19 protein-coding genes and 1 tRNA gene are annotated in these 19294 nt (G+C 68.8%); 5 read left to right on the top strand and 15 right to left on the bottom strand.

The window, feature by feature from the left end; translation table 11 throughout:
- Nucleotides 1-7: 7 nt before the first annotated feature.
- The 9 genes from ACTF4R_RS06335 to ACTF4R_RS06375 form a co-directional block, all read right to left on the bottom strand.
- Nucleotides 8-1087 (bottom strand): [LysW]-lysine hydrolase, encoded by a 1080-nt coding sequence (locus tag ACTF4R_RS06335; RefSeq protein WP_440007053.1) that lies wholly within the window; start codon nucleotides 1085-1087, stop codon nucleotides 8-10.
- Nucleotides 1084-2217: an aspartate aminotransferase family protein gene (locus ACTF4R_RS06340; RefSeq protein ID WP_440007054.1), complete on the bottom strand. Its 1134-nt coding sequence runs from the start codon at nucleotides 2215-2217 to the stop codon at nucleotides 1084-1086. The genes ACTF4R_RS06335 and ACTF4R_RS06340 overlap by 4 nt, the downstream gene beginning before the upstream one ends.
- The gene (locus tag ACTF4R_RS06345; RefSeq protein WP_440007055.1) at nucleotides 2214-3233 is read right to left on the bottom strand and encodes an acetylglutamate/acetylaminoadipate kinase; all 1020 of its coding nucleotides are present in this window, start codon (nucleotides 3231-3233) and stop codon (nucleotides 2214-2216) included. Before ACTF4R_RS06345 ends, ACTF4R_RS06340 begins: the two co-directional genes overlap by 4 nt.
- A complete protein-coding gene (gene argC, locus ACTF4R_RS06350) occupies nucleotides 3230-4306 on the bottom strand; it encodes an N-acetyl-gamma-glutamyl-phosphate reductase (RefSeq protein ID WP_440007056.1) in 1077 nt (358 codons plus the stop codon). The genes ACTF4R_RS06345 and argC overlap by 4 nt, the downstream gene beginning before the upstream one ends.
- Entirely contained in the window at nucleotides 4306-5166 is an 861-nt protein-coding gene (gene lysX, locus ACTF4R_RS06355) for a lysine biosynthesis protein LysX (protein ID WP_440007057.1), read from the bottom strand. Before lysX ends, argC begins: the two co-directional genes overlap by 1 nt.
- Before the next feature lies 1 nt (nucleotide 5167).
- Nucleotides 5168-5332 (bottom strand): lysine biosynthesis protein LysW, encoded by a 165-nt coding sequence (gene lysW, locus ACTF4R_RS06360; protein ID WP_113274696.1) that lies wholly within the window; start codon nucleotides 5330-5332, stop codon nucleotides 5168-5170.
- Between the two features lie 148 nt (nucleotides 5333-5480).
- A complete protein-coding gene (gene argH / locus ACTF4R_RS06365; protein ID WP_440007058.1) occupies nucleotides 5481-6938 on the bottom strand; it encodes an argininosuccinate lyase in 1458 nt (485 codons plus the stop codon).
- Nucleotides 6931-8157, bottom strand: coding sequence for an argininosuccinate synthase (locus ACTF4R_RS06370; RefSeq protein ID WP_440007059.1), 1227 nt, complete (start codon nucleotides 8155-8157; stop codon nucleotides 6931-6933). Before ACTF4R_RS06370 ends, argH begins: the two co-directional genes overlap by 8 nt.
- Before the next feature lie 329 nt (nucleotides 8158-8486).
- On the bottom strand, nucleotides 8487-9929 hold the full coding sequence (locus ACTF4R_RS06375) for a sensor histidine kinase (RefSeq protein WP_440007060.1): 1443 nt from the start codon (nucleotides 9927-9929) through the stop codon (nucleotides 8487-8489).
- Between the two features lie 258 nt (nucleotides 9930-10187).
- On the opposite strand from ACTF4R_RS06375, the gene ACTF4R_RS06380 reads away from it, so the two are divergent.
- Nucleotides 10188-10727 (top strand): 2'-5' RNA ligase family protein, encoded by a 540-nt coding sequence (locus tag ACTF4R_RS06380; RefSeq protein WP_440007061.1) that lies wholly within the window; start codon nucleotides 10188-10190, stop codon nucleotides 10725-10727.
- Between the two features lies 1 nt (nucleotide 10728).
- Here ACTF4R_RS06380 and ACTF4R_RS06385 read toward each other — a convergent pair whose 3' ends face one another.
- Nucleotides 10729-12909, bottom strand: coding sequence for an ATP-dependent DNA helicase (locus ACTF4R_RS06385; protein WP_440007062.1), 2181 nt, complete (start codon nucleotides 12907-12909; stop codon nucleotides 10729-10731).
- A gap of 93 nt (nucleotides 12910-13002) precedes the next feature.
- Nucleotides 13003-13971, bottom strand: coding sequence for a cation diffusion facilitator family transporter (locus ACTF4R_RS06390; RefSeq protein WP_440007063.1), 969 nt, complete (start codon nucleotides 13969-13971; stop codon nucleotides 13003-13005).
- Between the two features lie 76 nt (nucleotides 13972-14047).
- On the opposite strand from ACTF4R_RS06390, the gene ACTF4R_RS06395 reads away from it, so the two are divergent.
- Nucleotides 14048-14557 carry a metallophosphoesterase gene (locus tag ACTF4R_RS06395; RefSeq protein WP_440007064.1) on the top strand — a complete coding sequence of 170 codons (510 nt, stop codon included), beginning with the start codon at nucleotides 14048-14050 and terminating at the stop codon, nucleotides 14555-14557.
- A 109-nt stretch (nucleotides 14558-14666) separates the two neighbouring features.
- On the opposite strand, the gene ACTF4R_RS06400 is transcribed toward ACTF4R_RS06395, so the two are convergent.
- Entirely contained in the window at nucleotides 14667-15320 is a 654-nt protein-coding gene (locus ACTF4R_RS06400) for an ArsR/SmtB family transcription factor (protein WP_440007065.1), read from the bottom strand.
- A gap of 137 nt (nucleotides 15321-15457) precedes the next feature.
- On the opposite strand from ACTF4R_RS06400, the gene ACTF4R_RS06405 reads away from it, so the two are divergent.
- On the top strand, nucleotides 15458-15610 hold the full coding sequence (locus ACTF4R_RS06405; RefSeq protein ID WP_440007066.1) for a DUF7859 family protein: 153 nt from the start codon (nucleotides 15458-15460) through the stop codon (nucleotides 15608-15610).
- 79 nt (nucleotides 15611-15689) lie between these two features.
- Here ACTF4R_RS06405 and ACTF4R_RS06410 read toward each other — a convergent pair whose 3' ends face one another.
- Nucleotides 15690-16706, bottom strand: a complete 1017-nt coding sequence (locus ACTF4R_RS06410; protein ID WP_440007067.1) for a threonine aldolase family protein — start codon at nucleotides 16704-16706, stop codon at nucleotides 15690-15692.
- Nucleotides 16707-16820: 114 nt separating this feature from the next.
- On the opposite strand from ACTF4R_RS06410, the gene ACTF4R_RS06415 reads away from it, so the two are divergent.
- Together ACTF4R_RS06415 and ACTF4R_RS06420 are read left to right on the top strand one after the other, a co-directional pair.
- Nucleotides 16821-17903 (top strand): aminopeptidase, encoded by a 1083-nt coding sequence (locus ACTF4R_RS06415; RefSeq protein WP_440007068.1) that lies wholly within the window; start codon nucleotides 16821-16823, stop codon nucleotides 17901-17903.
- Nucleotides 17904-18186: 283 nt separating this feature from the next.
- The gene (locus ACTF4R_RS06420; RefSeq protein ID WP_433626204.1) at nucleotides 18187-18336 is read left to right on the top strand and encodes a hypothetical protein; all 150 of its coding nucleotides are present in this window, start codon (nucleotides 18187-18189) and stop codon (nucleotides 18334-18336) included.
- A gap of 402 nt (nucleotides 18337-18738) precedes the next feature.
- Here ACTF4R_RS06420 and ACTF4R_RS06425 read toward each other — a convergent pair.
- Nucleotides 18739-18813, bottom strand: a tRNA-Arg gene (locus ACTF4R_RS06425).
- A gap of 46 nt (nucleotides 18814-18859) precedes the next feature.
- Nucleotides 18860-19237, bottom strand: coding sequence for a YccF domain-containing protein (locus ACTF4R_RS06430; protein ID WP_440007069.1), 378 nt, complete (start codon nucleotides 19235-19237; stop codon nucleotides 18860-18862).
- Between the last annotated feature and the right edge of the window lie 57 nt (nucleotides 19238-19294).

The raw sequence follows: 19294 nt of genomic DNA on the forward strand, positions 1-19294 counted from the left end.
TTCGGCGTCATTCGTGGCTCTCCAGGCGGTTCTCCGCGACCCGTCCGAGCACCGCGACGGCGCGGTCGAACTCCGCGAGGTCGAGGCGTTCGTCGGGCGCGTGGTCGAACGTCGAGTCGCCGGGGCCGTAGGTGGCGACCGGGCAGTCCCAGGCCGCGGCGTAGAGGTTCGCGTCGCTGGTCCCGGTCTTGCGGAGCAGACCGGGGTCGCCGCCCTCCGCGCGGACGGCGACCCGGAACGCTCGCGCGAGGTCGGTCCGGGGGCTGGACAGCGTCGGCGGGATTGGCTCGCCCCAGGAGACGCTGCCGGCGTCGAGTTCGCTCTCGGCCGTCTCGCGTATCTCCGCGGCGGTCGTCCCGGGCGGAATCCGGAACTGCACGTCGACGGTGGCCGCGGTCGCGAGGCCGTCGTCGTCGAGGCCGCCGTCGAACTCGACCGGTTTCACGGTCACCGACTCGAAGACGGGGTCGTCGGTGGCGAACTCGGCCTTCACGCGCGAGAGCCAGCCCGTCGCGTGCTCGACGGCGTTCGGGTCGGGGCGCGAGGAGTGGACGGAGTCGACGGCGACCGAGTAGGTGCCGGCGAGGAAGCCGCGGTAGCCGAGCGTCAGGTCGTCCCAGCCGCTGGGTTCGCCGTTGACGACCGCGGCGGGTTCCGCGCGCTCGTCGACGAGGTGGCGCGCGCCCCTGGAGTCGGTCTCCTCGCCGACGACGCCGACGAAGCTCGCGCCCGTCTCGACGGCCGCGACCGCCATCGCGGCCAGCGGCCCCTTGGCGTCGACGCTGCCGCGTCCCCAGAGGACATCGCCCTCGTCTGTCTCCTCGACTTCCACCGGAATCTCGCCCGGAACGGTGTCGATGTGGGAGGTCAGCAGGACGCCGTCGTCGCCGGGCGCGCGGACGTTGCCGACCTCGTCCAGCCGCGCCTCGCGGTCGTGGCGCTCGAAGAACGCGGCGAGGCGCTCGGCGCACTCGCGCTCGTCGCCCGTCACGGACGGCGTCTCGACGAGGTCGACGAGCAGGTCGCGGGCCGCCGCCTCGGACACCTCGTGCGTGACGACGTCGGCCGCCCCGTCGCTCGCGCTCATCCGTCACCTCCGAGCGCGTCGGCGAGCGCGTCCACCACGCGGTCGACGTGCGAGCGCTCGACGGTCAGCGGTGGGAGCAACCGGAGGACGGTCCGGCCCGCGGGGAGCGCGAGCACGCCGTGGTCGAGCGCGAGTTCCTTCAGGAGGCGGTTCGCGCCGCGTTTCACCTCGACGCCGACCAGCAGGCCCTCGCCCCGGACGTCGCGCACCGGCAGGTCCGCGGCGTGCAACTCCTCGCGGAGGTACGCGCCCGTCTCGGCGGCGCGGGCGGGGAGGTCCTCCTCGACGATGACCGACAGCGTCGCCTCGGCGGCGGCGCTGACGACCGGGCCGCCGGAGAACGTCGACCCGTGCGAGCCAGCGTCCTCCGCTATCCAGTCGGCACACAGCGTCGCGCCCATCGGCAGGCCGCTGGCCAGTCCCTTCGCGGTCGTCAGCACGTCCGGGACGACGCCCGCGGACTCGCAGGCCCACAGCGTCCCCGTCCGGCCGAGGCCGGTCTGTATCTCGTCGAAGACGAGGGCGGCCCCCGCCTCGTCGGTCAGTTCGCGGGCCGCCTGCAGGTACCCCTCCGGCGCGGGGTTGACGCCGCCCTCGCCCTGGACCGGTTCGAGGACGACCGCAGCCGTCTCGTCGTCCACGGCGTCGGCGAGGTCGTCCTCGTCACCGTAGTCGACGAACTCCACGTCGGCGAGGAGCGGTTCGAACGGCTCGCGGTGCTTCGACTTCCAGGTGGCCGACAGCGCGCCCATCGTGCGGCCGTGGAACCCCTGCTTCGCGGCGACTATCTTGGAGTTCCCGGTGGCGCTCCGGGCGAACTTCAGCGCCGCCTCGTTGGCCTCCGTCCCGGAGTTGCAGAGCCAGACGTTCCCGACGTCGCCCGGTGCTATCGCGGCGAGCCGCTCGTAGAGGACGTCGCGCGCGCCGTTGCCGTAGGACGCCTGGACGTACAGCAGTTCGGCGGCCTGTTCCTGCACCGCCTCGACCACCTCGGGGTGGCAGTGGCCGACCGGCGTGACGGCGTAGCTCGCGCCGAAGTCGAGGTACTCCGTGCCGGCGTCGTCGTAGAGGTACGGCCCCTCGCCGCGCTCGATGCTGATGGGCTTCTCGGAGAAGACGAACCCGCTCACGCGTCCTCACCGAGCGCGGTCGGCTCGAAGTGGGTTCCGTGACCGTTGCGCGCCGCCGTCACCGGGTCGCGGTTGTTCGCGTCCGCGACGACGACCGATGCGGCGCCGCCCGACAGCGCCTCCGTCGCGGCCATCACCTTCTTCGTCATGAACCCTTCCGCGGCGTCCTCGACGGTCGCCATCTCGGCGGGCGTCGTCACCTCCTCGACGAGCGTCGACTCGTCGTCGGGGTCTTCGAGGACGCCGGGCACGTCGGTCAGCACGACGAGCTGGCCGCCGAGCGCGCCCGCGACGGCGGCCGCCGCGCGGTCCGCGTCGGCGTTGACGGGCGTCAGCGTGGCGTCGCCATCGCCGTTCTCCTCGGCGAGCATCGGCACCGTCACGACCGGCGTGTAGCCCGCGCCGAGCAGGAGTTCGAGCAGGTCCGCGTTCACGTCCTCTATCTTTCCGGAGTGGTCGCCGCGGCGGATCTTCTTCCGGCCGTCCTCGACGACCTTCACCGCGGACTTGCGCGGCCCCGTCAGGAGCGCGCCGTCCACGCCCGAGAGGCCGACGGCGCGCACGCCCTCCGTCTGGAGGCCTGCCACGAGGTCGGTGTTGACCTCGCCGGGCAGCACGCGCTCGAAGGCGGCCATCGTCGTCTCGTCGGTGAACCGACCGACGACGCCGTCCGGCGTCTCGACGTACTCCGGTTCCTCGCCGAGCGCCTCCAGGTGGTCGTCCACCGCGGTCGAACCGCCGTGGACGACGACGACGTCCTCGCCCGTCGCGGTGAGGTGGGCCACGTCGGCCAGCGCGCCCGCCGGGTCCACGGCGCGCGCGCCGCCGACCTTCACGACGACGGGCGGGGTCTCGTCCGCGACCGTCCCGTCGTCGAACCGACCGTCCGACGAGACTCGCGAACCGCTCGTCCGCTCGCCGCCGTCCGTCCGCACGCGGTCCTCGCCGGCGTCGTTGTCGACGAGTTGCTCGTGGGCCGCGAGCAGTTGCTCGCGGGTGTAGCCGTCCCCGGTCATGGCGACCCCACCGGGTGAAGGCCCGAGAACTCCAGTCCGGCCGTCTCCTCGAACCCGAGCGCGACGTTCGCGGCGTGGACCGCCTGGCCGGCCGACCCCTTCATCAGGTTGTCGATGGCGCTGAACGCGACGACGCGCTCGTTGCCGGGGTCGAGTTCGAAGCCGACCTCGGCGTGGTTCGTGCCGGCGACCGCCTTCGGTTCGGGGTAGCGGTAGACGCCGCTCCCGCCCGCGACGAGGCGGACGAACGGTTCGTCCTCGTAGGCGTCGCGGTACGCGGTCCAGAGGTCGCCCTTCGAGACGGGGTGGTCGGGGAAGACGTGGCTCGTCGCCGACGCCCCGCGAACCATGTCCACGGCGTGGGCCGTGAAGGAGACGCTCGTCCCGAGCATGGCCTCTATCTCGGCCTCGTGACGGTGGCCGGTCGGCGCGTACGGGCGGACGACGCCCGAGCGCTCGGCGTGGCTCGACGCCTTCCCGCCGCCGGCGCCGCCCTCCGAGGAACCGACCTTCACGTCCACGACGACCTGCTCGTCCCCGTCGAGGACGCCCGCGTCGAACAGCGGCTTGAGTCCCAGCAGGGTCGCCGTCGCGTTGCAACCGCCCGCAGCGATGAGGTCCGCGCCGGGGAGTTCCTCGCGGGTGAACTCCGGCAGGGCGTACACCGCCTCGTCGAGGTACTCCGGGCAGACGTGGCCGTCGTACCACTCGTCGTACTCGGCCTCGGTGTCGAGGCGGAAGTCCGCGCTCAGGTCGACGACGGTGTCGGCGGCGTCCTCGAACGCGTCTATCTGCTGCATCGAGACGCCGTGGGGCGTCGCGGCGAACAGCGCGTCGACCGAATCGAGGTCGCCGGGGTCGGAGAAGCGCAGGTCGGCCCCCCGGAGGTTCGGGTGGACCGACCCCACCGTCTTGTTCGCGTACTCGCGGCTGGTGGCCTGTTCGACCTCGAAGTTCGGGTGGCCGACGAGCAGGCGGAGCAGTTCCCCGCCCGTGAAGCCGCTCGCGCCGACGACGCTCGCCGTGAGCGTCTCTGCGCTCTCGTCGCCCCGCCGGTCGGTCGCGGTCGCCATCAGACGACCACCTCCTGGGGGACCTTCGTCTCCAGCCAGTCCACGACTGCGGCGGGCACGTCCACGTCCACCGCGTCGTTCAGCGCCTTGAACTCGACCGTGTGGTTGATTTCGTGGACGGTGTACCCCTCTTCCAGTTCCATCAGGTCGACGCCGAGCAGGCCGCCGCCGACCGCGTCGCTGGCCGTCTCGACCAGCGCCTCGGCCTCGTCGTCGAGTTCGAACGACGCCGTCTCCGCGCCCTTCGCGGCGTTCGTCAGCCAGTGGTCGGAACTGCGGGCCATCGCGGCGACGGGTTCGCCGTCCGCGGCCAGCACGCGCAGGTCGCGACCGGGCTTCTCGACGAACTCCTGGACGTAGAACACCTTGTGCTCGTAGTGGCCCAGCGTCGCCTTGTGCTCCAGGATGGCCTCGGCGGCGCTGCGCGACTCTATCTTCGCCACGAGGCGACCCCAGGACCCGACGACGGGCTTGAGAACGCAGGGGTAGCCGAAGGACTCGATGGCCTCCAGCGCGGCCTCCTCGGTGAACGCCACCTTCGTCTCGGGCGTGGGGACGCCCGCGCCGGCGAGCGCGATGCTCGTCTTGGCCTTGTCCGCGCACGTCTCGGCCGTGTCGGGCGCGTTGACGACGGGAATCCCGTACGCCTCGCAGAACCGCGTGGCGTAGAGGCTCCGACTCGTCGCCAGACAGCGGTCGAGCACGAGGTCGACGCCCTCGAACGCCTCGGGGGCCTCGTCGAGCCCGAACGTCTGGTCGCGTACGTCTATCTTCGTCACTTCGTGCCCGCGGTCGCGCAGTTCGGCGAGCAGGAGCTTCTCGTCTTTCCGAATCCGGGAGTAGAGCAGTCCAACGTGCAACTTACTCCCCCCAGTCCTCTTGGAGCTCCGGGGCTCGGTCGAGGACTGGCGGGTTCACGTCGACGACTTCCAGTTCGACACCGCAGGTGGGGCAGTCGATAATCTCTCCGGCTTCGGGATCGTCGTGCAGGGTTACGTCCGCCCCGCACTCGACGCATTCTGTCATCGTACTCTCCTCTATCGCCCTATCGGACTTAAATCCATCGTTATTAATTATGAAAGAAAATGCCGGACTACCGTCTCACCGCGCGAAAGCGGACGCCGCGATTCCGGTTCAGCGACAAGTAGGGACCCCACGAGGGGGTCGCGGTGGTTCAGACATAGTCGGTCACCTCCGAGTGGAGCGCGTCGTCCGCGGCCGCGAGCGCGTCGCGCGCCGCCGCGACCGTCGATTCGTCGTCCGTCAGCTCCGCCTCGGCCGTCGCGAGCTGTTCCGCCACCGCGTCGGGCGCGGGGCCGCCGGGCGAGTCGCGGCCGGCGACGCTCTCGGCGGGGTCCAGCGCCGCCTCGACGGCCTCGCGGTCGACGTACGCTTCGAGGGGGTCGCCGAGCACGTCCTCGGCCGCCGCGTCGAGCGCCGCGTACTCCGGTGCGGCGTCGGCCTCCGACTCGGCGGCGGCCGCGGCGACCGTCTCGTGGGCGGTGCGGAACGGCACGCCGTGGCTCGCCAGCAGGTCCGCGACGCCCGTCGCCGTCGAGAACCCCTCGCTCGCGGCGTCGGCGAGCGCGCCCTCGTTCCACGTCGCGGTCGCCACCGCGCCGCCGGCCACGTCGACCGCGTCGGTCACGGCGTCGACCGCGTCCCAGGCGTGGGGCGTCGCGCGCTGGAGGTCCCGGTTGTACGCCCGGGGGAGTCCCTTCAGCGTCGTCAGCAGTCCCGACAGGCCGGCGTGGGCGTCGCCCGCCGTCGCGCGCGCCAGTTCCAGCGTGTCGGGGTTCTTCTTCTGGGGCATGATGGACGAGGTGGACGCGTAGTCGTCGTCGAGTTCGACGAACCCGCGGTTCGAGTAGACGACCAGGTCCTCGGCGATGCCGGAGACGGTCGTCGCCAGCGCAGCCAGCGCCGCGACCGACTCCAGCAGGAAGTCGCGGGCCGACACCGCGTCGGTGGCGTTGTCGACCGTGCCGTCGAACCCGAGCAGGTCCGCGGTGCGCTCGCGGTCGACGTCGAAGGGCGTGCCCGCGAACGCCGCCGCGCCGAGCGGCGACTCGTTCACGCGACCGTAGGCGTCGAGCAGGCGCGCCGCGTCGCGGGCGAGCGCGCGCTCGTACGACAGCAGGAAGTGGCCGACCGTCGTCGGCTGGGCCGGCTGGAGGTGGGTGTACCCCGGCGCGAGCGTCTCGGCGTGCTCGTCGGCGCGGGCGAGCAGGGCCTCGCGGAGCGCCAGCGTCGCCTCCAGCGCGGAGAGCAGGTCCTCGCGCAGGCGGTAGCGGATGCAGGTCGCCACCTCGTCGTTGCGGCTCCGGGCGGTGTGCATCCGACCGCCCTCGGGACCGACCGCCTCGACGACCGCCGTTTCGATGGCGGCGTGAACGTCCTCGCCGTCGGGGAGCGCGTCGTGGCCGTCCGACTCGACCGTATCGAGCGCGGCCAGTATCTCACCCGCCGTCTCCTCGTCGACGATGCCCTGCTCGGCGAGCATCACGACGTGGGCGCGGTCCACCGCGAGGTCGGCGGCGAAGATGCGCTCGTCGGCGGAGAGCGACGAGAGGAACCCCCGGGCCGGTCCGCCGGCGAAGCGTTCGCCGCGGACGACGTCCTCCTCACTCATCCGTTTCGCCGCCGTCGGTGGCGACGGCCTGCTTCTCCTCGGCCGCCTTCTCGGCCTCGTTCGCCAGGCGCGCCTGGAACCCGTGGTACTTCGCCACGCCCGTCGCGTCGGCCTGTTCGATGCCCTGGACGGTCTCGGTGTTGAACGACGCGGCGGCCTCCGAGTACACCGCGTAGTCGCTCTCGCGGGCCACCGGACGCGCCTGTCCGCCGTCGAACTTCACCGTCACCGTCCCCGTCACTTTCTCCTGCGTCTCGTCGACGAACCCCTCCAGGGCGTCCATCAGCGGATGGGCGAGCAGCCCCTCGTAGGCCTTCTCGGCCCACTGCTGTTCGACCTGCTGTTTGAAGCTGCGCTCCTCTTTCGTCAGGACGAGACCTTCGAGACCCTCGTGGGCCGCGAGGAGGGTCGTGGCGGCGGGGTGTTCGTAGTTCTCGCGCACCTTCAGGCCGAGCATGCGGTCCTCCATCATGTCCGTGCGGCCGACGCCGTGCGCCCCCGCCAGTTCGTTCAGTTCCTCGATCAGTTCGACGGCGTCTTTCTCCTCGCCGTCGAGCGCGACCGGGTAACCCTCCTCGAACTCGATCTCGACCAGTTCCGTCTCCGCGCCGGGGGCGTCGGTCCACTCGTAGATGTCCTCCGGCGGGACGTACCCCGGGTCCTCCAGGTTGCCGCCCTCGATGGAGCGACTCCAGAGGTTCGTGTCGATGCTCCAGACGCCCTCGTTGCCGCCCTCGACGGGCAGGTCGTGGTCGTCGGCGTACTCCATCTCCCACTCGCGGGTCAGTCCGAGTTCGCGCACCGGCGCGACCACGTCGAGGTCGGAGCTACGCCAGACGGCCTCGAAGCGCAACTGGTCGTTGCCCTTGCCCGTACAGCCGTGGGCGAGCGCGTCGCAGTCGTGTTCCTCCGCCACGTCGAGGATGGCCTCGGCGATTATCGGACGTGCGAGCGCGGTTCCGAGGGGGTAGCCCTGGTAGGTGGCGTTCGCTTTCACCGAGTCGAGACACTGCTCGGCGAACGCTTCCGTGGCGTCGACGACGTAGTGTTCGAGGCCCAGCGCTTCGGCCGTCTCCTCGGCCTCGTCGAACTCCGCTTCCGGTTGGCCGACGTCGACCGTGACGCCGATGACTTCGTCGTAGTCGTACTCCTCTTCGAGGAGTGGGACGCATACCGTGGTGTCGAGTCCGCCCGAGAAGGCGAGTGCAGCGCGTTTCATCGTACACCACCCCACGAGCTACAGCCCCTTAAATTCTTCTCAGAAAAATTAGAAATAAAGTCGTAGAGTAGACTAACGACGAGTTAGTGTCGAATGAGTCCGTACGAAACGAACGTCGGGTCGCGGTGGAATTGGAATTAGTGGGGCAGGGAGAGCCCCGGTCGTCGCGGAGAGAAGGAGACGGACGCGCCGCTGGTCGCGAGGGCGACCCCGAACTGGCGCGTCCGCGTCATTGCTACCCTCTTCCGCCGCGCTCCGGATAAAGGCTTTCGGACAGGCAACGTTTGCAGTCGGAGTGCCGACAGTTCCAGCGAGCCGACCCTACACGCCTACGCGACCGCTCCCCGTATCTCGAAGCGTGCACCGCCGGACTCGCTCTCCGTGACGGAGACGGTCCAGTCGTGGGCGTCCGCGATGTGCCGGACGATGGTGAGACCGAGTCCGGTCCCGCCCCCGGTCGAGTAGCCGTGGTCGTACACAGCCTCGCGCTCTCCCTCTGGGATGCCGGGGCCGTCGTCCGCCACGTAGAACCCGCTCCCGTCGTCGAGCGTGCCGACCTCGACGGTCGCGGCGCGGCCGGCGTGTTCGACCGCGTTCCGGAACAGGTTCTCCAGCAACTGCTGGAGGCGCTCGCCGTCCGCTTCGACCGTCGGGTCGTCCGCCGTCCGGAGGGTCGCGTCGGCCGTCTCCGTGGTCCGCCACGCGTCGGCGATGGTCTCGGACAGGTCCTGGGGGGTCTTCCGGGCCCGCGCCTCGCCCTCCTGTGCCAGCGTCAGCAGCTTCTCTATCAGTTCCTCGATGCGTTCGTGTGCGTCCCGGACCTGCTCGAAGTCCTGGGCGTCGCCGCTCCTCTCGGCCGCGTTCAGGTACATCTCCGCGATGCTCAGGGGATTGCGCAAGTCGTGTGAGAGCACGCTTGCGAAGTCTTCGAGGCGGTCGTTCTGCCGTCGGAGCACCTCGGCGTCGGCGCGCCGTTCCAGTTCGTACTGCAACCACTGCGAGACGAGTTCGACGTACGCCGACTCGCTGTCGGTGAACGACCGCTGGCGCGGCGGCCCGTCGGCGAAACAGAGCGTCCCGTACAGCTCCCCGTCCACGCGAACCTCCGTCCCGATGTAACAGCCGAGTCCGTACGTCTCGTACGCGGGGTCGTCGGACCATCCTTCGGACGCGGCGTCCCGGACGGTCAACGACTCCTCGCTGTCGAGCGTCTTCCGGCAGTACGTCTCCGAGAGGGGAGCCGTCCGGCCCGACTGGAGCAGTTCGTGGGACCCGACCGCGTCGACGATCTCGAACCTGTCGCCATCGATGCGAGAGACGAATCCGACGTCGACGCCGAGTCGTTCCCTCCCCAGCGTCAGCAGCCGACGTCGCTTCTCCTCGAGCGTCAGTTCGGCGTCCGACGCGGTCCGGTACAGCTTCTGCAGGTACGAGTCGTTCCCCCTGCGCTCGGCCGGGTCGCCGTCGTCGCTCGCGACCGCGTTCTCGACCCGGACCGCCAGGAGACCGAGCGGTTCGTCGTCGCTCCGGCAGTCGAGGTACTCCGTCGCTCCGCGTGCGAGCGCCGCCTCGGCGTCGGCGTCGTCCTCTCGCGCCACGAGGACGTACGGGAGGTCGGGTCGGCGCTCCCGAACGGTCGATAGCAGGTCGAGACCGTCGTCCGCGTCGCCGACGACGCAGTCGAACGACTCGTCGTCGAGCAGCGAGAGACCGCGCTCCCGGCGCTCGACCGTCGTCACCGCGAACTCCCCCGAGTCGTCGAGGGGGTCCACGAACCCCTCCCCGTCCGGCCGATTTCGAAGACACAGTATCCGAACGGAATCGCCGGATGACTCCATTGACCTATTCGTTTCTCCCGTCGAAGGCTGTTAAAAGTAGTTGCCAGTCTGATTCCCCCTCCCTTTATTCAGCACCGGCCCGGGCGACCGCTTCGAGACACCGCTCGCGTTCGGCGTCGCCGCGGCGGTGGTCGCGGCTGCTCGCGCGGACGACCGGCACCCTCTTGTAGCGCGGTGGTCGACCTCCCGGCAGTGTACAGCCTCAACGTTCCGGTTCCCGGCGCGGTCGAACGCCGCGCCGAGGAGCTTCGCCCCGCGCTGCTCCCGTTCGACGCTGTCCGGGAGCGCCGCACGCTCGTCTGCAAGCGACTCGGGGAATCGCCGGTCGGCGGCGGCCACGCGAGCGAGGCGGAGCGACGTGACGGCGTCGCGCGCCTGCGAGAGCGGGTCCGGTCCGCGCTCGCCGGCGAACCCGCGTTCGAGGCCCGCGTCGCGAACGTCGACTACTTCGAGCGCCCCGCGAGCGGTGACGCCCCCGTCGTCTACCTCGCCGTCGAAAGTCCCGGCCTCCGGAAGCTGCACCGTCGGCTGTGTTCGACGTTCGACCCCGTCCCCGGCATCGAGGGCGACGACTACGTTCCCCACGTCACGCTGGCCCGGGGCGGCCCCGTCGAGGCCGCCCGTCGACTGGCCGAACGGGAGGTCGAGCCAGTGACCTGGACCGTCGACCGGCTCAGCCTGTGGAACGCGACGTACGACGAGGCGGTCGACGAGTTCCGGCTTCCCGCCTGAACTACGGCGTCGGCGGGTCGCCGGTCCACGCGTCCCGGTCGGTGTAGAAGTTCAGCATGGCGAACTTCAGTTTCTCCGGCGCGACGTCGACCATCTCCTCGCGCTCCTCCGGTGGGAACGTCTCGCGGACGCTGTACTTGCCCATCTCGGAGACGCTCGCGGCGGTGTAGCGCTCGTCGAGCAGCACGCGGACGCCGAACTCCTCGGGCGACCGGATGACGCGGCCGAGCGCCTGCCGGGTCTTCCGTATCGTCGGAATCTCGACGGCGTACTCCCAGCCGGAGTCGTGGGCCGAGCGGTCGGCGAACGCGCGGTCGTAGGCGTCCTGGACGGCCTTCGACCTGTCGTCGAGGTGCGGATACGGGACGCCGACCACGACCACCGTGCGGGCGTCGTCGCCGTCGAAGCTCACGCCCTCCGCGAGGGTCCCCCAGAGCGAGGTGAAGAGGACGGCGTCGTCGTCCGCGGTGAACGACTGGCGCAGGTCGTCGGCCGAGATGCCGGCCTCGTCGAAGTACAGCGTCGCGTCGATGTCGGACTCGACGCGGTCGCGGTAGCGCTCCGCCTCCGAGTAACTCGGGAAGAAGACGAGCGTGTTCCCCGCGGTGAACTCGACGGCGTCCCGCAGCGCGTCGGCGATGACCGCCTGCGTCTCCGGGTCCGAGCGTTCGCTGGCGAACAGCGCGGGCGTCCCGACGGAGAACGTCCGGCGGTTCTCCTCGGGGAACTGGAGACCGTAGGCGAGGGTGATGGGGTCTTCGAGACCGAGCACGTCCCCGAGCACGTCGAACGGTCGCAGCGTCGCGCTCATCAGGACGGTCGCGTACACCTCCGAGAAGAGCTCCTCCGTCACCTCGCGGGGGATGCAGGTGTACAGTTCGGCCCGGCCGTACACCTCGTCGGTCCCCTCGTCGCGGCGCACCGACACCACGGGGTACTGGCCGAGTTCGCCCCCCTCGTCGACGAACGACTTGACGAACCGCGCCGCCTGCAGCGTCTGGCACTCCTTGCGCGTCGTCGCGTCGCCGTTGCGGTACGCCTCCTCGTACTCCTCGTCGAGGTCACGACCGAGCGCGAGCGCGTCGTCGAGTTCCGAGTCGAAGCCGGGCCCGGTGTACTCCTGCAGGAAGTTCAGGGTGAGGTCGTCGCGCCTGTCCTCGTTGGCGATGGACACGTCCTCCCAGTTCTCGCCGACCTGCTCGCGCTCGCCGAACGAGAACGAGTCCTCGTAGGTCGTCCGGAGCGCGCGCTGGAACGCGGCGAGGACGTTGAACCCCGCGTCGCTCCGGTGGTCGTCGCTCTCCTGTAACTCGTCGAGCGCGCTGTCGACGGTGTTCTCGGTCAGCGTCCGGGTGGCGTGCTCGCGCGCGACGCCCTCGACGTTGTGCGCCTCGTCGAAGATGGTGACGACGTCCTCGGGGTCCCGGCCGAGCCACCGGAAGAACTGCTCGCGGATGGTCGGGTCGAGCAGGTGGTGGTAGTTGCAGACGACGAGGTCGACGCCCTCCATCCCGTCTTTCAGGAGTTCGTAGCCGCAGAGCTGGCGCTGTTCGGCGTAGTCGTACACGTCGTCGGGGGTGCGAACGTCGTCGTACAGCCACTGGTAGAACTCCTCGTTGTCCCCCGTGAGGTTGTTGTAGTAGTGCTCGCAGACGTTCGCGTCCTGCAGGTCCTCCAGTTCCTCCTCGACCGCCTCGAGTTCGTCCATGACGGCGCTGCGGGCCTCGGCGGCCTCGTCGTCGCCCTCCTGGGCCCGTTCGAGCAGCTCCGCCTGGCGCTGTTCGAGTTCGCGCACGTCGCGCTCCGAATCGACCACCTCGTAGGTGTTGTCCCGGAGCACCTGACACTCCTGGTAGTCGACGTCAACGTGGCACATCGACCCCTTGCCGCGGAACACGACAGCGCGCAGGGGTTCCTGGTCGTTGACGGCTCGTGCCTCCCGGACGAACTGGCGCATCTGCTGGTGGACGTTGGTCGTGATGACGACCGTCTTGTCCTCCTCGCGTGCGTACTCCAGCGCCGGCACGAGCGACGACAGCGTCTTCCCCGTTCCACACGCCCCTTCGAAGACCACGTCCTGACCGCGAGACAGACCGTTGTAGATGCGGTCCATCGCCTCCCGCTGATTATCGTAGGGGTCGGCGTACGGGAAAAACCGCATGTACTCGCTGGTGGTCGACACGATACCGGGTATTCGCGCCTTAGTTCAAAAATCCTTGCCTATCCGAGAAGTGTCGTCTCGGCGGACGAACTGCGAACGACGACCGCGGCCCGGTCAACTGGCCGACTTCGACGTCGTCTCCTGAACCTCGGGCTCGATGTAGACCTTCTTGACGTGCTCGTTGGTGGTCCTCATCTCGTCCTCGATGTCGGAGATGCGGTCGTCGATATCACCGGTGTCGAGCGTCGAGTCGAACGCCACGTCGGCGGTGACGATGAGTCGCTTCGGCCCGAAGTAGACGGTCCGGAAGCCGACGACGTCGACGACGCCGTCCCACTCCGCGAGCAGTTCCCGGAGCGGCCGTTCTTCCTCTTTCGGCAGGCTCTCACCGAGCAGGAGGCGCTTGTTCTCCCACGCCAGCGCGACGGCGAAGCCCATCAGCATCAGGCCGATGAGGAACGCGGACGCCGCGTCGTACATCGGGTTCCCGGTCGTTCGCGAGAGGTAGATGCCGAGGAGCGCGATGCCGGCGCCGCTCAGCGCGATGGCGTCCTCGGTGAGCGCGGTCAGCGTCGTCACGTTGCTGGTCTTGCGGAACGCCTCGCGGAAGCCGCTCCAGTTCCGGCGCTCTATCTCTCCTTTCATCGCGCGGTACGCCTTCATGAACGCGTAGGTCTCGAACAGTATCGCGGCGACGAGCACGGCGTAGTTGACGTAGACGGGAGCGAACGTGACCCCGAGCAGCGTCACGGGGTCGAGCTGTTCCGCGTGGGGGTGCATCAGCGCGTTGTACCCGTGTTTCGCGCTCTCCCAGCCGGCGATGGCGAAGAGGAGAACGCTCACGAGGAAGCTGTAGAAGAACTGCGCCTTGCCGTACCCGAACGGATGCCCGCGGGTGGCCTCGCGCTTGCCGTACCGGATGCCGATGAGGAGGAAAATCTGGTTGCCGGTGTCGGAGATGGAGTGATACGTCTCCGAGAGCATCGCAGCGCTTCCGGTCAGCAGGAATCCGATGAACTTCAGCACCGCTATCGCCCCGTTGGCGAACAGGGCGGCGATGACGACCGATTTGCTCTCTGCCATTACTCGAATCCCTCCCGGAGAGAGTAAAGAAGTTGTGACGGAAAAACACTCGACCGTGCAGTGCGTACGGTCGCCCGTGATTACAGTCGTCTCCGACACCCACAGCACGTCCGGCCACGAACTGTCCGGGCGACCCCTCGACGCGGTCAGGGAGGCCGACCTCGTCGTCCACGCGGGCGACTTCACGACCGAGGCCGCGCTCGACGCGTTCGACGCCGCGAGCGAGCGACTAATCGCCGTTCACGGCAACAACGCGACGGCGGGCGTCCGCGAGCGACTGCCGTCGGCGCAGTCGTTCGAGGTGGACGGCGTCCGGTTCGCGCTCACCCACCGCGAGGAGGGCGGTAGCGTGGGGTTAGAGCTGTTCGGTCGTCAGCGCGGTGCGGACGTCGTCGTGTTCGGTCACTCGCACCGTCACGCCGTTCGAGACACTGGAGAGGTGACGCTTCTCAATCCGGGCAGTCACGCCCGGCCGCGGGGAAACCTCCCGACGCACGCCGAACTTCGACCCGACGGCGAGGCGCTGGCGGGGCAGATTCGGACCCGGGACGGGTCGCTCGTCGAGGAGTTCCGCGTCGAAAGGTAAGGAAAGCCAATGGTGGTGTTTTCGACGGAGGGCCGAAGCGGGGCGGCCACACTCTCCCCTACGATGGGCTGTATCAAGTAGTCTCGGTAAGCTCAAAAACGCGCTTTAGTTACCGGTTGCGCAGGTACCACCAGGTGGCGCCGAGCGCGAGAACGAGCGCGCCCCCGGCGAAAAAGAGCAGTCCCGGCGGAAGCGTGGTCGCCGCGGTCTCGGCGGTCTGCTGTGCGGCGTCCTGCGACGTCGCTTCCATCGTCCCCATCGTCCCGGCCCCTCCGCCGCTCTCCGCGGTCCTCTCCGCAGGCTCCGGTCCGAGTCCGAACAGGTGCTCCTGGAACGCGTACTGCACGGCGGCGCTGACCGCGCCCAGCGCGACCACGATTCCGAGAACGCGCGAGAGAGCGTCTTTCAGTCCGGTCGTCTGCTCTTCCCGTCCGGCGAAGAGGACGAGCGGCTGGTCGGTCGGGGCGTACACCTTCATCTCGCGGCCCTTCTCCGAGTAGATGGTGTCGACCGACTCGATGAGGTCGGCCTCTTCCAAGTTGCCGAGGTGGTACTGGGCGTTCTGGAGCGACGTATCGACTCGCTCGGAGAGTTCCGACGCCGTGGCGGGGTCGTCGTGGAGTTCCGACAGGAGGGCCCGGGCCGTGTCGGACGAGAGCGCACCGAGCAGGTCGTCGGCGTCGTCGCTGTCGACACCGAGGACGCGCGGATCACCGCCCTGTGTCGGTTCGGCGTCCGAACTGGAGGGCAAGAGGTCTGCCATAGACGGGTCTATACGACCGCCAACCAATCAACTTTGTCACTATCCACCGGAAAAACGTTGTGGCGGGAACGGCGAACCCCTGCCGGGACGCGTGAGTACCCGAAACGACTTTGGTCCGCCGACTGATACTCCGACGTATGACCCCCCTCGGACTCTTCGGCGACCTCCTCCAGGACCCGGTGTTCGTCGGCCTCCTGGTCGCCCTGCTGGCGTTCGTCTTCTTCATCTACCTGTTCGTTCGCCGCACCATCACCGGATTCCAGGAAGGCATCAACAAGGGCCAGCGCTGAGGGTACTCGTCCCACCCGATTCGTCGGTTCGGACCCCGACGGATTCACCGGGGTAGTACCGATCGAGCCCTCGTTCGTCCTAGAGCGCGTCCCGTATCCGCTCGGCGGCCGCCTCGACGTCTTCGCGGTCGACGTCCCAGTGCGTACAGAAGCGGGCGACGTGCGCGTCGAACTGCGTCCCGAGCACGCCGGCGTCCTCGCAGTCGTCGAGGAACGCGTCGGCGCTCCGGCCCGCGCTCTCGGTGCTGACGAGGACGATGTTCGTCTCCGGTGGCTGGACGGCCAGACCGTCCACGTCGGCGAGTTCCTCGGCGAGCACCTGGGCGTTGTCGTGGTCCTCGGCGAGGCGGTCGACGTTGTCCAGCGCGAGCAGGCCCGGCGCGGCGACCATCCCGGCCTGACGCATCCCGCCGCCGAACAGCTTCCGGGTCCGGCGCGCCCGGGCGACGAACTCCTCGGTCCCGGCGAGCATCGACCCGACCGGCGCGCCCAGTCCCTTCGAGAGACAGAACATCACTGAGTCGACCTGCTCGGTGAACCGGGAGACGGGAACGTCGCGAGCGACCGCGGCGTTGCAGACGCGCGCACCGTCGAGGTGGACCGGGACGCCGAGGTCGTGGGCCGCCTCGGCGGCGGCGTCGATCTTCTCCGGCGCGATGGCGACGCCGCCCTTGCTGTTGTGGGTGTTCTCCAGCGTCAGCAGACCGGTCCCGGGACGGTGGGCGTCCTCCTCGACGTACCCCTCGCGGACCTGTTCGGGCGTCGGCACGCCGCGGCTTCCGCCGTCGAGCGTGCGCACCTGGAGGGCGGCGTGCTGGGCGAGCCCGCCGAGTTCCCACTTGTAGACGTGGCTCTCGCGCTCGACCAGGACCTCCTGGCCGCGCTCGGTGTGGACGCGCGCGGCGACCTGGTTGCCCATCGTCCCGGTCGGCACGTAGAGGGCGTCTTCAGTGCCGACGAGGTCGGCCGCCCGCGCTTCGAGTTCGTTCACCGACGGGTCCTCGCCGTACACGTCGTCGCCGACGTCGGCGTCGCGGGCCGCGTCGCGCATCGCCTCGCTCGGCGTCGTCACCGTGTCGCTCCGGAGGTCTATCATGTATCGCTCTCTAGCGCGCCTGGTCAAATAACCGTGGGACGACGCCGAACCGAACGCGGAATCTCGGAGACCGACATCGAAAGCGGTTTTCGTGGGGTGGCAATATCTGCCACTATGGACGAACGCGTTCGGGAACATGCCGAAATAATCGTCAATCACTCGCTGGACGTCGAATCCGGCGACGCCGTCGTCGTTCGCGCACCCTCGGTCGCGGACGAACTGGCGGTCACGGTCAGCGAACTGCTGGGCGAGCTCGGAGCCTACCCCCTCGTGATGTCCGGTCGCCGCGACGCGAAGCAGGCGGCGTTCCTCGCGGCCGCCGACCCCGCCGACCTCGACACGCCCGACCACGAGCAGGCGCTGTTCGACGCCGCCGACGCCGTGCTCCACGTCCGGGCGCACGCGAACGCCTCCGAGATGAGCGACGTGGACGCGGACACCCACGCGGCGTACAACCAGGCCTACCAGCCCATCCAGCAGGAGATTCTCTCGAAGCGCTGGTGTCTCACCCAGCATCCTTCACCCGGGAGCGCGCAACTCGCCGAGATGAGTTCGCGCTCGTACGCCGACTTCGTCTACGGCGCGATGAACAAGGACTGGGAGGAACAGCGCGAGCACCAGGAGCAGATGGTCGAGATACTCGACCCCGCCGAGGAGGTCCGCATCGTCTCCGGGGACACCACCGACCTCCGGATGAGTGTCGCGGACATGAAGACCATCAACGACCACGGGAAGAACAACCTGCCGGGCGGCGAGGTGTTCACCGCACCCGTCCCCGACTCCGTCGAGGGCGAGGTCCTGTTCGACAAACCGCTCGTCCACCAGGGACAGATCGTCGAGGACGTTCGCCTGGAGTTCGAGGGCGGCGAGGTCGTCGACCACGAGGCCGGGAAGAACGAGGACGTGCTCACCGGCGTGCTCGAGACGGACGAGGGCGCGCGCCGCCTCGGCGAACTCGGCATCGGGATGAACCGCGACATCGACCGGTTCACCTACAACATGCTGTTCGACGAGAAGATGGGCGACACCGTCCACCTCGCCGTCGGGATGGCGTACGACATCTGCGTGCCGGACGACCGCGAACCGAACGACAGCGCGGTCCACGTCGACATGATCGTCGACATGAGCGAGGACTCGTTCATCGAGGTCGACGGCGAGGTCGTCCAGCGCGACGGTACCTTCCGGTTCGAGGAGTAACGTCCCGAACTGGCCGTGAGCGATACGAGTCGCTCGAAGAGCGTCTCGGAACACGCGAACGGCATCGCCGTGAGCGAAGTGAGGAAGACGTTCGTACGCAGGCCGTCCAGCGCGGGGCACGGTCGGACCTCCCTATAAAAGACCTTCTCGGACGTGCCCATTCGGATGATATAAGCTGGAATTAGCCACTGCTATCTTAAACGCAATCGCGCGCCAGGACAGGGTATTATATAATACTTGTGGCCCCCGTGATTTAAGTGGGTGCGATTGTATAGCTGGAAATGTGTCGAAGGTAGCCTGTCCACAGTGCAGTCGTAATATCGCGCTCCACGAACTGGAAACCAAGACGGTCGCGCAGTCCAGCGGGTTCTCGACGAACTACCGCTGTCCGTTCTGCCGGACCGACATCCAGAACGTCGCGGAGCAGCTGTAGGTTCGCGACCGGTCGGTCCTCGCCGGCGACGACGAGATGACCGCGCGCCCGTCAGCGAAGGTGCGCTAATGTCCTCGCGAGAAACCGGGACAGGAGCCGGGCGCGAAGTCGTTCACCGTCGACTCGCATCGGGCGGCAGTCGCCGAGCCGCGAGTGTTCCTCGCGAGCCCAGTCGAGCGTCGCGACGCTGTACCGCGCTTCCGGAATCGACCGCCGAGTCATGCGTCCAGGGAGCAACGGCTCGTTGAAAAGGATTCCCGTCCGCGTCGCCGCACGGTAATCCGGCGTTACGGCTCGTCGAGCGACGACGCTACTCCTTCGGTCGCCACACGGGCCTGTGGCTGGCGGGGTTCGAGTCCGTCGAGAACGTTCGCTACGCCTCGCTGTAGTTCGGCGAGCGCACGGGCACGATGGGATTTGAACCCACGACCGTCGGATTAGAAGTCCGACGCTCTATCCGGACTGAGCTACGTGCCCTCGTCGTCCCATTCACGACGATTCGTCATAAGGAATGGGATTCCCGCTATCCGTCGAATCGGTACAGAGACGTGACGTACGGGAGCCGATTGAACATCCAGTACGCGACCGGAAGCCCGACGATGGTCACCGCGAGGACGGCGGCGACGTTCGCCCAGAGCCAGCTCAGCCACCAGCCGACGAGGACGAAGTACACCGCCCGGACGACCAGGGACCGCTGGCCCCGTCCCGACCCGGGTTCGAGGCGGGAGCGAGGCTCCTTCAGCGTGAGCACGGTCGGCACCAGGTTGATGAGCTTGATGCCCACCGGCAGCAGGAGTACGGTGGCGTTCAGCGCCCACGCGACGTTGACGAGAATCGGGGTCGCCCACCAGCCGACGAGGAGGAACCAGGCGGCCCGGACGAACAGCGAACGTTGACCCATGTCGTCCCCCAAGGCGGCGACGGAACGAAAACCCGTCGCTACTGGCGGCGCTCCGGA

This window comes from Halomicrococcus pelagicus, from assembly GCF_051917725.1.
GTDB lineage: Archaea > Halobacteriota > Halobacteria > Halobacteriales > Haladaptataceae > Halomicrococcus.